Raw genomic sequence first — 15120 nt, forward strand, 5'->3', positions numbered from 1 at the left:
TTACATCTCTAAGGTTTTTGAATTTGAAATTTTGTTAATGTTACTGTATTCGTTTATTTATTAGTCTAGAATCCTTTATCAGAGTAGTAGATTTAAATTTGCAATAGTAGTTTTTTTCTCTGACGATGTATGTGTCTGGCCTCTCACGAGGCTAGTAGATTTAAATTTACCTGCATATTGAGTTATTAGATTAGTGCTGCAACTGTCTGGTCTCTCAATGAGGCTGAAGGTCTAAACAAGAAATGAAAAGACGCATTCTACATTCCTACATCTTATGATGAAGAAAATGTATTTGCGTCTTTCTTTTTTTGTGGATCCTTGCGGACAGGAACAGGATAGTAAATTGCTTATGCCCTTAGTTAGTATATGTATAAACCCTTACCTTTATTTATAAGTAAAATAAATTACTTGTTATTCATATTCCTACGCTTATAAATAATTTACAGCAAGAATGGCGATACCAAGTACAGTTAGTACTACACCGGTTGCCCGGTTCAGCGTCTTGGCACTTGCCTTATTGGCAAATCTGGCCGCAATACGCGCCCATAACAGAGTGGAAGCAATACATAAAATCAATGCTGTCATGTCAGGCATACCGCCAATCGTGAAATGACTGGCAGCTCCGGTAAATGCTGTAAAAGCCATAATGAATACACTGGTTCCTACTGCTGTTTTTAACTCATAACCGAGAACACTGGTCAGAATCAACAGCATCATCATTCCGCCTCCTGCTCCGATAAAGCCGCAGATAAAGCCAACCATCGCACCGCAAATCATGGACTGCAGAAGTCTTTTTCTGGGATTCGTTTGTTCCATACTGCTTTTTGTTGTCATTACTGGACGTACAATAAACTTGATTCCAAGTAATAAAGTCATAAAGGTGGAAAAGCCACCCATGGCAGTACCTGGTACCAACGCAGATACATAGCTTCCCACGAGCGTAAAGAGAAGAACAAAAATCATCATGACAATGCCGTTACGAATATCAAGATTATTGTGCTTTCCATAGGTATAAGCGGATACGGCGCTGGCGAGTACATCACTTGCCAATGCGATACCGACGGCCATGTACGGCTCCATACCCAGAAATGTTATAAGCATCGGTGAAATGACGGCTGCTGCGCTCATTCCTGCAAAGCCGGTTCCCAGCCCTGCCCCGATACCGGCAATAAAGCAAATCAGAAAGGTGTATAGCATAAACAAAACTCCTTTATTGTAAACAATGTATGTATTTTATTATACTACTGCTCAGAATTGGATGCAAATAATTTTACAAAACGACTGATTCAGAAGTCATATGTATATTCTGAAATAGTTATACATAGCAATCAAAATTTATAGCTTTGAAGTATCCATCATCATTATGTTACATCTAGCAGTACACAGCTTTATCACATATTATATTTCCTTTTTTCAAAGAACTGTATACAATTATACTGGACGGGTTACTATTCACTGATAAAAGACAGAGTTTAGGAAGTACGTTACGAGAAGCGCCTTAAAGCTATGAGTTACTTATATAGAATAGGTAACAAATGAATCAAAAGAGCAAATTACCTGTTTTTATTTATACTGTGTTGTATTCTCTGATAAAATTAACATGTTTCAAGGTTTTATTTCATAAGCAGTTCATATACAACTGCTAAAAAACTGTTTCATTCACATAAAACAGTTTTTTTGTGGCTTTATATGTATTATTTGTTGACTGTAAGCTGATTCTTTAGTTCCTGCAAGGTATCACAGGTGAATAATAAATTGGATACAAGGTCGATTTGTTCCATTGTCAACGAACATAGCCATGTTGAGCAGTCTTCATGATATTTATTTACCAGTAGCCGATTTAACAGTGTTCTTTCCCCTTCTTTTTGTCCCTGTTTAATTCCCAATTCGATCCCCTGTTCAATTCCTTGCTCCATTCCCTGCTTAATTCCTTGTTCAACACCATCTTCAAAACTATCCAAAATGGCATTTTTTTCGCGCTGTTCCTGTATCTGCGTTGCCATCGCTATCGACCAGAGGTCTTCTGCATCTTGAAATTTTCTGTACTTCTCCATTACCTTCTTCACCAGCCTTTCCTCTGTTTTTAGTATACCATCTTCATCATTATTTTTAAACAGGAAGCACAATTGTTCAAAGTCATTCAGCTTCTCAAATCCTTTGCGCTTGACGATTGCATTTATCTCCGGCAGATAGATGTAAATTCGCTTCATTAAACTGCGCTTACTCTCTACTTCTCCTTCCTCATTTCTCATCTGATAGGCATCAATTAACTTCTTCGTGTGTTCTGCATAGGAATCAAGAAAGATTATTTTGATAAACAGGGAGAAGATCATAATACCTTTCTCCGTTATCAAGCTGATTCGATAACATTCTGGCTCCGTACAGTTCAAAGCGTTTTAACTCTGATTGCTTTGAATAGGTGGTCTGCATTTCGATTCCGTATTCTCTTCCTTCGCTGTCCTTCACACGGATGTCCAATACCATTTTTTTCTTTTTGAGAATAGCAGGATCCAGATTAGGATTTAATACGGTGCTTTCCTTAGGATGGATCCCGGTCACTCGTTCAATAATGGTGTTACGGATAAAAGCAGCATCTTCATCCTCTGTGCCAAGAGCGAACTTAAAAAATATATCGTTATCATATTTCAGTCGTTCCTGCACCTCTACCTTCATTTCTTTATTCTCTGTTACATCTTTTGTAAGCATATTCTTCACATCCTTTCGTATACAGTCTTATGCTTTACACTACTACATACGTAAAGAAAATGTAAAATTCCTAAAAAATCAGAAAAATTCTTTATATTTTCATAATTTATATTATCAAGTGATGTTATTGGCCATTAAAAATACATCTGCTCGATTCTTTTACCAGACTGTTAACCAAGTCATTCATTTATGTGTTATGAAATTAAAGCTGTTTCCTATACAACAATGAACAATAATCTGTACGGATAAGCAATTGATTTTATTTTGTAAAAACACTTGGAATGCGCTTTCATGTGTGCTATACTATGGTTGTAAAGTGGTATAGACCACTAAAAACACGATATTTAAAGGAGATATGGCGTATGGAAGATACAGTAAAGCTGAAATGGTATTTTCGACTGTTTTCAAAATTAGACAATGAGGCATGTAATGTAGACATGACAAACCGTGCTGTGGCATGGTTGATTGACTGGGTGGCAGGCTCTTTGATAACTGCATTTCCTACGGTTGTTCTATATATGGCACTGACAAAGACGCAAACAGTGAATCAAAATCTGCTGGCATTTGATCAACCGTATGGCTGGGTGGCAGGTATGCTCAGTCTTCTGTTTTGTATAGCCTATTACGTTGTTTATCCTTACCGCCACAAGGGTCAGACCTGCGGTAAAAAGTTTATGGATATGAAAATTGTGAAGCGTGATGGAAGTGATGTCGATTTCAAGTCTCTATGCAAGCGACAGATTCTTGGATGTATCATACTGGAAGGCTGCCTGATTCCAGGTGGCAGCTATGTATGTCAGCTACTGTCACTTGCTGCAGGATACGATTTAACTCTTGTTCTGGGAATTGCAAGTGCTGTTATTTGCTTCCTCTCTATTTATATCGCAATGAAAAAGCAATCCCGTAGGATGCTGCATGATTATCTGGCAGATACCAAGGTTGTAGCAATAGAAAATTGTAAATAAAAAATCTGATGTTTTTCAGACTTTCTGAATATCAGATTTTTTTCTTTCGGTTTTTGCGCTTATCCTCATACATGGCCTGATCCGCAAGCTCTAGCAATTCATCAATTCCTTTTTCATGCCTGCTGTTGCTGGCATAGCCCTTTGCTATGGTTAATGGATACTCTGCCGTTTTGTTATACTCTTCCAGCTTCTGATCGAGCAAAGCATATAAAGCCTGCGGAGATGTAAAATTCCGTTCACTAATAACAAGAAATTCATCACCGCCAATTCGGTACAATTGACCGATATCGTGAAACACAGTATGAAGCAGCTCTGCAGCCCTTTGTATGATATCATCTCCTGCCTGATGACCATAGGTATCATTGGTATGCTTCAGATTATTGATATCAAACATAAAGACTGTCATAGATGCATCGCTTCCAGTATCCGCTATCCGATTTCGCACCTGCTCAAAAGCAGATCGATTCCGTACCTTTGTCATGGCATCTGTATAAGCAAGCTGCCGGTAAAACTGAAGCTGTTCCTGTTCCTGCGAAACCAAATAGATCTTGTGAAAGGAGAAGCAGCTCAGCATGACAATAAATAAGAGTAAGCCGATACGGAAGAACATATTATAATTACTCATCGGATTTATATAAAATACGATAAGGGCAATGGTGGAGAAAAGGGACAGAATAAAAAAAGCTAATAAAATATTACGTGCATAATCAGTTTTATACAGCCGGACTTCTCGGAAGAGTACATATAATATAGCCACAATACTAATAATCATGAGAATATGCGTTACAGACAGCATCTGAATAAAATCCAAAACACCTATCTGCTGCAGGATACACTGTAGGATGATATTACCCAAAAGTACAAGCTGAAGTACATACAGCAAGGGATGCGGCTGTTTTAATGCATCATTGATAAAGGTAAGCAGAGGAATTGGCATCAGCATAAAACTGCAAAAGGAAAGCAGGACGATTCGCAGACTCCCACTTATATAAATCTGTAATACGGGAGAATCACTGAGCAGCCATATAGCGGTCAGAAAGATAAAGATAACAAGAGAATACAGGGATGTTTTGGATAACCAGAAGCTCCTGTTTTTAAGCCATATAATTAGCAATAGCATAACCGCAACCAGCAGGAACAGAGAAATTACTGTCAGCACCACCCCAGCATTTTGGCGCAGGATATGATAAGAAAAGGAGGATGCAGATACAAGCATGGGATATTCTATTTCAGAAGTAAGCTTTGCATAATTGTTTTTAAAGTTCAGTGTCAGTTCTTTACGGCTATCCGCAGGCGTCAGAGGTAATCGCACAAATACATTACCAAGGAGTGAAGTATTATCAGAAGAAAAGCCGTAATCCAGGCGGACATCCTGATCGATAAGGATTTGTACACCGCGATAACTATTACGGATCACAAGCAGTGTATCCTTGGTAATGGCAGGCAGCGTTAATTTTCTTGTAAAATACTTTTGATTTACATCACGGCTTGGAATGCTCTGATCATTTCCGTTTTTCCATCCGTTATTTAAAATCTCTATATCTGTGGAATTTGAGGCGATCGCAGCGGCAGGCGGCGTATTCTGAGGTAAAATTACAGATGCTATAAGAAACAGTCCCAATATCCATAAGAAGATGTAGAGGTAAGGCTGTTTTATCTTTTTCATCTGTCCACATCCTTTCAAACGTAATAATCTTACCATATTTTTTATGAACATGATATCTCTTTTAAAAATTACAAATTCAGATTGACACCTTTTGTTAACTGTGGTAAACTTCTATCCGATAAGTTAAATTAGGCTAACAAGGAGGCACTATGATTGATAAACGACTATTGAAAGAAATGCCGGAAACAAAACCATATATCATAAAGCAGGTAGGGATGCAGTGGATTTCACTGTTATGCAATATTGTCTTTGTGGCACTTATGGCATATGTCCTTGACGGTGTATACAAAAAGACTGTTACTGTACAGGATTTATTTTTGACAACAGGGGGAGTCATTATCTGTATCGCTGTCAGAGCAATATGTGTACGCAAGGCAAGCATATATTCTCATGAGGCATCCTGTCATGTACGGGAGCACTTGCGTATGCGTCTGTTCACAAAGCTGCTGGAAATGAAAAACAGCTATACCAAATGTGCACCGACCAGTGAGCTCATACAATTGAGTGTGGAAGGAATTGATCAGCTTGAGATTTATTTTGGAAGATATCTACCCCAGTTTTTCTACAGTATGCTGGCACCGGTATCCTTATTCCTGATTCTTGTATGGATGGATGTAAAAAGTGCAGTAGTACTAATTGTCTGTGTACCCCTGATTCCTATGTCAATCATAGCTGTTCAGAAATTCGCAAAGAGGCTGCTGTCTAAATACTGGAGCAGTTATACCACGCTGGGAGACAGCTTTTTGGAAAACCTGCAGGGTCTTACCACCTTGAAAATTTATCAGGCTGATGAATGGAAGCAGCAGGAAATGAATAAGGAAGCGGAGAATTTTCGAAAAATTACGATGAAGGTACTAACGATGCAGCTAAACTCTGTAAGTGTTATGGATCTGATTGCCTATGGAGGGGCAGCACTGGGAAGTATTGTAGCGATTATCAGCTTCCAGCAGGGAAGTCTTTCCCTGTTTCAGGTGATTTGCATTGTACTTTTATCCTCGGAATTTTTTATACCACTGCGTCTGCTTGGTTCCTTCTTTCACATAGCGATGAATGGTATTGCGGCCAGCGATAAGATTTTCCGAATACTGGATCAGCCTGTAGAACGTGTTGATAAGAAACAGTGGAAGCATGACGCTATGCACATACAGCTGCGCGATGTCAGCTTTTCCTATGATGATGAACGCTCTATCCTGCATCATATATATATGCAGCTAAAGCCGGGGCAGTTTACTGCAATCGTAGGAGAAAGCGGCTCCGGTAAGAGTACGATTGCCAAACTGATTGCCGGACTGGAAAAGAATTACCATGGGCAGCTGCTGATTGATGGGATGCAACGAAATGAGATTGATGATGATGCCTTTTATCAATCCTTCCTCTATGTCAGTCATCAGCCGTTTATCTTTAAGGGCAGTGTCCGCGAGAATTTGAGTATTGCTTCAGAGAATGTAACGGAAGCGGATATGATTGCGGCTCTGCAGAAGGTTCAGCTATATGCCTTTATTGTGGAGCAGGGCGGTCTGGATATGGAGCTTATGGAACAGGGCAATAATCTGTCTGGTGGTCAGAAGCAGCGTTTATCCATAGCACGTGCGCTTTTGGCAAATCGAGATGTATATATTTTCGATGAGGCTGCGAGCAATATCGATGCGGATAGCGAGGATGCAATCGTATCCGTCATTCATAAGCTGGCAGAAACAAAAACGGTTCTTATGATTACGCACCGCTTAAAAAGCATTGCAGATTGTGATCAGATTTATGTCCTTGATAAGGGCATGTGCAGAGAGCACGGTACTCACGAAGCCCTGCTGAAAATGAAAGGGATCTATACCCGGATGTATGAAAAACAGCAGGAGCTGGAGGCAATGGAAGGAGGAGTAAACCATGGATAAGATGGGAAATATACGTTTGATGCTTCGCATGAGCCTACTTGTTAAGCCGCTGGCTCCCTATATGCTTCTGGCAGTATTCCTTGGTGTGACGGGATTTCTGTGTGCGATTTATATACCGTATTTCAGTGCATTGTTAATCAGCCATATCGCTATACAGGCTCCTGATTTTCCGGTTACCGTTTTCTTTGTTATGATGCTTGTTCTGGCTGTTCTGCGCGGTATTCTGCATTATGGAGAGCAGGCTTGCAATCATTACATTGCCTTCAAACTGCTTGCGATTTTACGTGACAAGGTGTTTACAGCACTGCGCCGGCTTGCACCTGCGAAGCTGGAGGGCAGAGATAAGGGAAATCTGATTTATCTGATTACCAGTGATATCGAAGCGCTGGAGGTGTTTTATGCACATACGATATCACCAGTACTTATCGCCGTTTTCACCTGTAGTATTCTGCTGATTGAATTTGCGAAAATGCATCTGCTGTTTTTCTTCATCGCATTATCTGCTTACCTGTTCTGTGGTGTTGTACTTCCTGTCATTATCACAAAGCTGGGAAAACAGGAGGGTACGCAGTCCAGAGAGGGCTTTGGAAGCCTGAGCAGCTATGTTCTGGAATCTTTACGCGGTATGCAGGATGTGCTGCAATACCGTATGGGAACCAAACGGCTGCAGACCATGCAGGAAAAAAGTGAGGAGCTTCATGCAGTACAGAAACGGCTGAAGCTTCATGAGGGCACTTCCACTGTTCTGGGAAATATCGCAGTGAGTGTGTTCACCTTGCTCATGCTGATATGTGGGAGTCTACTGTATATGCAGGAAACGGTAAGCTTTACAACTGTTCTTATGAGCAGTGTTCTCATGGTATCCAGCTTTGGGCCTGTGCTGGCTCTTGCAAGTCTGTCAAATAATCTGTTACTTACCATGGCAAGTGCAAGACGTGTGTTACAGCTGTTGGATGAAAAAGAGGAGGTAAAGGATATTAGTGGTAAGGCTGCTGTAATAAATGGTGATATCGAGGTGCGTGATCTAAGCTTTGCGTATGAAGATGAAGCTGTGCTCAATCATATTCAGGCGGTGTTTAAAAAAGGACAGATCACAGGGATCCATGGAAAAAGCGGATCCGGGAAATCCACCTTGCTGAAGCTGATTATGCGCTTTTGGAATGCCCGGGAAAACTGCATCTTTATCAATGGCACCGCTCTTGAGAATATCAATACTGCTAATTTAAGAGATATGCAAAGCTTAGTAACACAGGAGACCGTGCTGTTTCATGATACGATATTCAATAATATACGGATTGGCCGCCTAAATGCTTCGGTCAATGAGGTGGAGGAGGCATGTCGCAAAGCGGGAATTCATGATTTTATTATGTCACTTCCCAAGGATTATGCTACACCGGTTGCGGAGCTTGGTGATTCCCTCTCCGGGGGAGAGCGACAGCGAATTGCGCTTGCCAGGGCATTTCTGCACGATTGTGATTGTATTCTGCTGGATGAGCCGACAAGCAATCTGGATGCATTAAATGAAGCGATAATTTTAAAAAGTATACGTGAACAGAAGGATAAAACAATTATACTGGTATCTCACAGACCTGGTACCATGCAAATTGCGGATACGGTACTGTCTGTGGAATCCGGAAGAGTCTGCTGATGGACGCAGCTGCGAAAAGAGAAAAGGAAAAGCGTGTGATTCAGGAAATGATAACCTTGTATTGCAGAAAACAACATCATGAGCTGCAACTTTGCAAGGAATGTAATTCCCTTCTGCAATATGCAAAGCAGCGAATCGACTGCTGTCCCTTCATAGAGAGTAAAACCTTTTGCAGTAATTGCAGGGTTCACTGCTACCGTAAGGAACAGCGTGAACAGATTCGTCAAATCATGCGTTACAGCGGCCCGCGAATGCTGCTGCACAGACCTGTTATGGTGCTGCAGCATATGTGGCTGTCACGTAAGGAAAAAAAGTATAAAAATAAATGTAGTAATTAAAAGGTATGGTAAATGCATTTATGAAAGTTTAGTACCCGCGCTAAGAGCGGGGGAATGGAGAAGCATATGAAATTTATTTATTTTATCATTGGTGCAGGTTCTATGGTGCTGGGAGCTGTTGGAGTCATCCTGCCGGTTTTGCCAACGACGCCGTTTTTACTTCTCTCTGCCTGGTGTTTTGCGAAAAGCTCACAAAGGTTTCATAACTGGTTTATTTCTACACGTTTATATAAAAATCACCTGGATTCCTTTGTCAGAGAGCGTTCTATGACCCTGAAAACAAAGATTTCACTTTTGGCATTTGCAAGCTCTATGCTGCTTTTGGCCATGTACTTTATGAATTCGATATGGCTGCGCTTGTTTCTGTTTGCACTCATGCTGTTTAAATATTATTATTTTCTATTCAAAATCAAAACAATCTCTGTATAAGCATGCGGATTGTCCATAGGAAAAGGGTATGCATTGCATACCCGTTGTACTGCTTTGGTAAAGGATAAGGTTAATGACCCTTGTGCTTTGCCTTTTTTTTCAGTTGATGCAGACGAAACGCTTCTTTCTGAGCTTCCTTCTTATCCTTTCTTCTCTGTGTTTTCCTTACAGCATGCTCTTCCTGCTGCTTTTTTTTCGCAAGCTGAGCCTTCGTACAGGGAATGCAGCTCGCCATGGATTTACGTGCCTCACGCTGGCTGCGCTTCGGATTCTTATGTGCTGCTTTTTTTGTTACTGCCTCCACAGCTTCATGGAAGCACAGCTCATACCAGTTCTGTATGACCCAGTCATAGACTAGCTGCTCACTGGGCTCACTTCCAAACACTACGCGCTTCAGGTAAGAGAACGGATCCTCACGGTATTCAAACAAGGCGATCCAGAAAGGGTCTTCAAAAAAGACAGTAATACTGAGTGACGTCTGATTCATAATGATTCCTCCTTATAGACTGCTCTGGAATCGGACAACCAAGGAGGCAGGTTACTGACAATTTTCATTGCGTCTGGACTACCAACCAGACCGTGTTTTTATTCCAGTAATTCCATAGTAACAGGACGCTTATCTTCTGTCAATCATAGGTGAACAGGATTATAAAGAAGTGAAAACAAAAGGGTGTCGATACGTCTATTTTTGCATAGCACAGGACATCTGAATAAGTTGGAATCGCATATGTAAATAAGCTGTTATATATGATATTACCATATATATGCAGGTTCTTCGTTTACCAGCATTGCATGAATAAGCTCCTCAGCTGTAAACGTTTTTAATCCCTGATATACAGCATCCTGAACCGGAGGGTAGGGGTCCAGTATATAATAAGAGGTGATGCGGTTATGCTCTTTTTGATAGCCATGTACAAGAACCATGTGGTTTGCCTGCGGCAAAGAAGGATATAGCGCATGAAGATCCACAGCTGCAAACACAGGATAACCGTCTTTTATATTTTGTTCACAGCGTTGTGCAAATACCTGCGCAGTTTTCTCTGCATCATCCGTAGCCTTCATCGTCTGAACACGGTATCCTTCCTCTGTCGCAGTGGGAATCGTATCCTTGTGAAACAGGTATGTATTCAGTACAACTGCCATATCTGCATACTCTGTTCCGGTAACAGGGTCTGTATGAAGCTGCTGTGCCAATTCACTTTGCGAAAGATTGACTGCATGATAGCGCAGGGTCATCTGAATACAGGCAGGAACACAGTAATAATTGTTTTCCTGTACACTTTGTATTATCGCAAGCTTTTCTTGCTGGATAGTATCCGTAGCTAAATTTGTATCCTCCTGCTTGTGCTCTGTACTATTTTCATCCGTGGAGATATCCTGCGGCGTTTGTGATGAAGGCTCTGGAATGCTTGTCAACTGCTGTCTGTTACTTGCTATTCCCTGGGAAAGAAATCCCAAAGATGCAGTCTGAAAATGCTGCTTCCATAACGTGTATCCCAACAGAGCTACAGCGAGGCTGATCAATATGATAAGAAGTATGACTTTTTTCTGTTTCATGATGCGTCGATCTCCTTTCAATTACTATACGAAGCAGTGGCAGTATATATTTCATAATACCGTGAAATAATTAAAGAACTCTGATGATTAGAAGTATATTACATAGATGCTTGTAATTGCATTCTGTTTTTTTCCATCATCATAAACAAAAAGAACCTCAGCAATCGCTAAGGACTCTTTCTTTAAATTACGGCTTCGAATTGCGGCTTGATTTTGCGCTTCATAATGAAAAAGGAGATTACAAGCAGCAGATATGTGATATCAAAGTTCGCATATTTTGCAGGTGTTACGATTTTAATGAATACACAGGCAGCGATTGCTATGATATCCATACGCATATAAAAGCTGCCAAAGTGATAGCGGTTTATAATTCTTCTGCGAATCATGAAATTTTTAAAAGCGATCCCACCCGCAACGCAGGCAACGATAACATCGACCAGGTAATTCACAATGAATTTCTGATCAATCAGATTCTTGAAGAAAAATAATACGATACAGAGGGAGAACACGTACCAGATACTGCTGATTTGCATCTTCTCGTAATCCTGATTACGGATTTTCCGTTTCATATCCTTATACAGAGTGCCTCGTGACAGCTTCGCCGTATATTCCTTTAGATCCTTGGGAATAACAAGCGTCGCTTTCTTCCTGTTTTTCATGCCCTCCAGACATTGCTCAAGTGCTGTATTCACAATGATATTGATATCCGCATCGGGCTTGCCGCTGTCCAGTGCGTAATCATAAAAACGATGGAACTCCTTCAGATAATCTTCATCCAGCTTTTTCATCAGATAGAGATTATCAATATGAACTTTTTTCCGGTTTTCCTGTTGTTTCATGAAGCCTATGCGACCTCGATTGTTTCACTGTCTGTGATGTGAAGGTTGCTTGTATAGAAGGTTGTCAGTGCACGAATCATGTAGGCACTGTCCTTTATACCTGCAGTTTCGTAGGAGGAATGCATAGCAAGCTGTGCAAGACCGATATCTACGGTGTGCATGGATACCTTCTGACTGGACAGATTTCCAAGTGTGCTGCCTCCTGCTGCATCACTGCGATTTGCAAAATGCTGTACCGGAACACCCGCCTTTTCACAAATACCTGCAAATACCGCTGAGCTGATGGCATCGGTTGTGTATTTCTGATTGGCACTGAATTTTACAACGATTCCTTTATTCAGATATGTGCAGTTGGTATCGTCTGTTTTTTCAGGATGGTTCGGATGAACAGCGTGAGCATTATCACAGGAAACCATGAAGCTTTTCGCAACGGCACGATAGTAATCTTCCTTTGTAAAGCCCAGATTGTCATTGATTCTCTGTAAAACATCATACAGGAAGGTGGAGCAGGCCCCCTGTTTAGTACCGGAGCCGACTTCCTCATTGTCAAAGCAGGCAAATACATTGATTGCTTTTTCATTCGTTCCTGCCAGCAGGGCTTTCAGTGAAGTGAATGCACATTGCAGGTCATCCAGCTTACCGGATGAGATAAATTCTTCCTTTGCACCCCAGATGCTTGGAGCCATACGGTTATACAAATATAAATCTGTTCCAAAAATCTGTTCCTTTGCACATCCCAGCTCATCCGCAATCAACTGTGCATAATCACCTTCACTGCATTCACCTGCGGAGAACAGCGGCAGCATATCCACCTGATTGTTATATTTCATTCCATTGTTTACATCTCGGTTCATATGAATGGCAACGTTTGGAATCAAAAGCAGGTCGCGGTCAAAGCTCAACAGTTTGCTTGTAAAGGTATTTCCATCCTTCACAAGAACACGTCCTGCCAGAGACAGCGGACGATCCATCCATGTAGAACAAAGCATTCCGCCATAGCCTTCTGTATTTAATTGTAAGTAACCGCCTTTTCCTTTTAATTCCGCATGTTCTTTTACCTTGAAGGTTGGAGAGTCAGAATGAGAGGAGGTTACCTGAAAATGGTAATCTTCCAGTGTATTACCAATTTGAAAAGCAAGTATGCTGGATCCGTTTCTGGTCGTAAAGTATTTCCCGCCCTTGTTCAGTGACCATGCTTCACATTCACGTAATTCTGTATAGCCATTTTCCAGCAGCATATGTTTCATAGTATCCACAGCATGGAAGCAGCTGGGACTTTTTTGAATAAATGTCAGTAATTCCTTTGCAATATCCTTATACATAGTAGCATTATCCTCCTGTAATCTATTTATTAGTGATGTGCCCTATAGGGAATATCACCTATCGGCAATGTATCCTGCGGGCAATGTACCCTGCGGGTAAGGTGCCCTGCGGGTAAGGTGCCCTGCGGGTAAGGTGCCCTGCGGGCATATCTATAGTATAACACAATTTAGTGAAACAATAGTAAGAAAGACAAGACCTCATGATCTTGTCTTATCGTTTAGGAAGCTCTTTCGTTTTGCTTGATAACCGGTAATATCATACCAAGTGCAGTAAGCACAACCGGCGTGATGATATTCAATGCGGTTGTGAATATATCTCCCGGTGTATACATACCGAAAATACAACAGAATGCTGTCAAAGCAAAGCACCAGATACCAAAGGTCATTGCAATTCCCTGATTTTTCACAAAGCGGTATTCCGGATGGAACTTGTTTCGTGCCATACGCAGAGCTATATAAGCGGCAAATACCCACAGGTAACGCATTGGCATGGTAACAGAATTCAGCTTATTCAACTGTGCCAGAACGCTGGCAGCACCAGGTACAAAGGACTGTACCAGTATGATACTTCCGGATAGAATAACAACCATCCAGATTCCATTGATATAAGCGCCGTATTTGTTCTTCTTCAGCAGCTTTGTAGGAATGAATTCTCTTGCTTCCTCATTGTCCAGCAGCATACGCAGCGGAGCATCAATGCTTAATACCAGTGTGGAGAACTGACCGATCATATTACATAATGCATAAATAATCAGCAGTGCATCCCCCATGTGATAATATCCGCCCAGCTTCTGGAATGCCCAGTAGGAGCCGTTGGATACATAGGAATTAAAGGATTCTGTCGTACCGTTGATTACAGAAGGATCAAACATCATACCCATTGCAATTGTACCGAGAATCGCACACACAACAACCATGATTGCCAGTGTGATCATACCCTTTGGAAAGCCCTTGCTTGGATTTTCCACCTTATTTACATACGGAGAAATTTTCTCACAGCCGCCAACGGCAAATACCAGTATGGATAGCGATGTAAAATATTGTACGTTAAACTGTGGGAAGATGTTATCCCAGCTGAAGTTAGGTGTAACAAAGCCTCCATTTGGATTGATCACCGGAGCGGCAAACATCATAACGATGTAGAGTATGGACATGATGAACATACTGCTTCCGGCAATCGTTGCCAGCTTCTTCAGCGGATTCAAACCGCGGCTTGCGACCCAGCAGAAGAACAGAAACACAGCAAGCGTGCCCAGCTGTACATAAAGCGTCGGGAAGGTGTCATAGGTTTCCGCATTGCGGAACACTGCCCAGCTTAATGCTTTCAGACCACCGCTTCCTTTACTTGCGATGTATGTAATGTGACATGCCCAGTAGGTCCACCCGGCATAGTAGGCGAATTTTGGACCAATCGTCTCATTGATCCAGGAGCTGACTCCACCACCGGAGTCTTTGAAGGCGGATCCCAGTTCACCAACCATCAGTGCATAAGGCACGAAGTACAGGGCGAACATCAGAACCCAACTGAATATAACCTGAACACCGTTGAAGTATACGAAACCGTTTAATACGTTTCCAAAGCCCCACACGGTAGAAAATGCCATAAACGCAAGGTTATACCAGACTATTTTCTTTGAACTTTCCATTTTACCCTCCTTAGAATATAAATGTCGAGCCAGATTATCATACCATATGTAATGCATAAACTCCATGATTTTTGAAAAGTTTGTTCATGAAATGTGCTACAATTTCCAGTATCTG

The 15120-nt window shown here is 41.3% G+C and carries 12 protein-coding genes and 1 pseudogene; 5 read left to right on the forward strand and 8 right to left on the reverse strand.

Annotation, left to right across the window (positions count from 1 at the left end):
• Window positions 1-429: 429 nt before the first annotated feature.
• A complete protein-coding gene (locus GKZ87_00940) occupies window positions 430-1197 on the reverse strand; it encodes a TSUP family transporter (GenBank protein ID QSI24163.1) in 768 nt (255 codons plus the stop codon).
• A gap of 497 nt (window positions 1198-1694) precedes the next feature.
• Window positions 1695-2673: pseudogene (locus tag GKZ87_00945) on the reverse strand (Rpn family recombination-promoting nuclease/putative transposase).
• A 395-nt stretch (window positions 2674-3068) separates the two neighbouring features.
• Here GKZ87_00945 and GKZ87_00950 point away from each other — a divergent pair.
• The gene (locus GKZ87_00950) at window positions 3069-3671 is read left to right on the forward strand and encodes an RDD family protein (GenBank protein QSI24164.1); all 603 of its coding nucleotides are present in this window, start codon (window positions 3069-3071) and stop codon (window positions 3669-3671) included.
• 31 nt (window positions 3672-3702) lie between these two features.
• On the opposite strand, the gene GKZ87_00955 is transcribed toward GKZ87_00950, so the two are convergent.
• The gene (locus GKZ87_00955) at window positions 3703-5337 is read right to left on the reverse strand and encodes a diguanylate cyclase (GenBank protein QSI24165.1); all 1635 of its coding nucleotides are present in this window, start codon (window positions 5335-5337) and stop codon (window positions 3703-3705) included.
• 149 nt (window positions 5338-5486) lie between these two features.
• On the opposite strand from GKZ87_00955, the gene GKZ87_00960 reads away from it, so the two are divergent.
• From GKZ87_00960 to GKZ87_00975, 4 genes are all read left to right on the forward strand, one after another.
• Window positions 5487-7226, forward strand: a complete 1740-nt coding sequence (locus GKZ87_00960) for an ATP-binding cassette domain-containing protein (GenBank protein ID QSI24166.1) — start codon at window positions 5487-5489, stop codon at window positions 7224-7226.
• Window positions 7219-8874, forward strand: a complete 1656-nt coding sequence (locus GKZ87_00965; GenBank protein ID QSI24167.1) for an ATP-binding cassette domain-containing protein — start codon at window positions 7219-7221, stop codon at window positions 8872-8874. The genes GKZ87_00960 and GKZ87_00965 overlap by 8 nt, the downstream gene beginning before the upstream one ends.
• On the forward strand, window positions 8874-9212 hold the full coding sequence (locus GKZ87_00970) for a nitrous oxide-stimulated promoter family protein (GenBank protein QSI24168.1): 339 nt from the start codon (window positions 8874-8876) through the stop codon (window positions 9210-9212). The genes GKZ87_00965 and GKZ87_00970 overlap by 1 nt, the downstream gene beginning before the upstream one ends.
• Window positions 9213-9278: 66 nt before the next feature.
• Entirely contained in the window at window positions 9279-9641 is a 363-nt protein-coding gene (locus GKZ87_00975; GenBank protein QSI24169.1) for a DUF454 family protein, read from the forward strand.
• Between the two features lie 70 nt (window positions 9642-9711).
• Here the strand turns inward: GKZ87_00975 and GKZ87_00980 are convergent, their stop codons facing one another.
• The 5 genes from GKZ87_00980 to GKZ87_01000 form a co-directional block, all read right to left on the reverse strand.
• Complete coding sequence (locus tag GKZ87_00980; GenBank protein ID QSI24170.1) at window positions 9712-10128, reverse strand: DUF2992 family protein; 417 nt, start codon at window positions 10126-10128, stop codon at window positions 9712-9714.
• A 266-nt stretch (window positions 10129-10394) separates the two neighbouring features.
• The gene (locus tag GKZ87_00985) at window positions 10395-11198 is read right to left on the reverse strand and encodes a hypothetical protein (protein ID QSI24171.1); all 804 of its coding nucleotides are present in this window, start codon (window positions 11196-11198) and stop codon (window positions 10395-10397) included.
• A gap of 182 nt (window positions 11199-11380) precedes the next feature.
• Window positions 11381-12037 (reverse strand): transporter, encoded by a 657-nt coding sequence (locus tag GKZ87_00990; protein QSI24172.1) that lies wholly within the window; start codon window positions 12035-12037, stop codon window positions 11381-11383.
• Between the two features lie 5 nt (window positions 12038-12042).
• Window positions 12043-13359, reverse strand: coding sequence for a M18 family aminopeptidase (locus GKZ87_00995; protein ID QSI24173.1), 1317 nt, complete (start codon window positions 13357-13359; stop codon window positions 12043-12045).
• A gap of 218 nt (window positions 13360-13577) precedes the next feature.
• The gene (locus GKZ87_01000) at window positions 13578-15005 is read right to left on the reverse strand and encodes an amino acid permease (GenBank protein QSI24174.1); all 1428 of its coding nucleotides are present in this window, start codon (window positions 15003-15005) and stop codon (window positions 13578-13580) included.
• Window positions 15006-15120 lie beyond the last annotated feature (115 nt).

The sequence above is a fragment of the Erysipelotrichaceae bacterium 66202529 genome (genome assembly GCA_017161075.1).
Classification (GTDB): Bacteria; Bacillota_I; Bacilli_A; order Erysipelotrichales; family Erysipelotrichaceae; genus Clostridium_AQ.

What these genes read in the sequence shown, in the direction of transcription:
- GKZ87_00940 (QSI24163.1), bottom strand. Translation starts at nt 1,197, where the DNA reads ATGCTATACACCTTTCTGATTTGCTTTATTGCCGGTATCGGGGCAGGG.
- GKZ87_00950 (QSI24164.1), top strand. Translation starts at nt 3,069, where the DNA reads ATGGAAGATACAGTAAAGCTGAAATGGTATTTTCGACTGTTTTCAAAA.
- GKZ87_00955 (QSI24165.1), bottom strand. Translation starts at nt 5,337, where the DNA reads ATGAAAAAGATAAAACAGCCTTACCTCTACATCTTCTTATGGATATTG.
- GKZ87_00960 (QSI24166.1), top strand. Translation starts at nt 5,487, where the DNA reads ATGATTGATAAACGACTATTGAAAGAAATGCCGGAAACAAAACCATAT.
- GKZ87_00965 (QSI24167.1), top strand. Translation starts at nt 7,219, where the DNA reads ATGGATAAGATGGGAAATATACGTTTGATGCTTCGCATGAGCCTACTT.
- GKZ87_00970 (QSI24168.1), top strand. Translation starts at nt 8,874, where the DNA reads ATGGACGCAGCTGCGAAAAGAGAAAAGGAAAAGCGTGTGATTCAGGAA.
- GKZ87_00975 (QSI24169.1), top strand. Translation starts at nt 9,279, where the DNA reads ATGAAATTTATTTATTTTATCATTGGTGCAGGTTCTATGGTGCTGGGA.
- GKZ87_00980 (QSI24170.1), bottom strand. Translation starts at nt 10,128, where the DNA reads ATGAATCAGACGTCACTCAGTATTACTGTCTTTTTTGAAGACCCTTTC.
- GKZ87_00985 (QSI24171.1), bottom strand. Translation starts at nt 11,198, where the DNA reads ATGAAACAGAAAAAAGTCATACTTCTTATCATATTGATCAGCCTCGCT.
- GKZ87_00990 (QSI24172.1), bottom strand. Translation starts at nt 12,037, where the DNA reads ATGAAACAACAGGAAAACCGGAAAAAAGTTCATATTGATAATCTCTAT.
- GKZ87_00995 (QSI24173.1), bottom strand. Translation starts at nt 13,359, where the DNA reads ATGTATAAGGATATTGCAAAGGAATTACTGACATTTATTCAAAAAAGT.
- GKZ87_01000 (QSI24174.1), bottom strand. Translation starts at nt 15,005, where the DNA reads ATGGAAAGTTCAAAGAAAATAGTCTGGTATAACCTTGCGTTTATGGCA.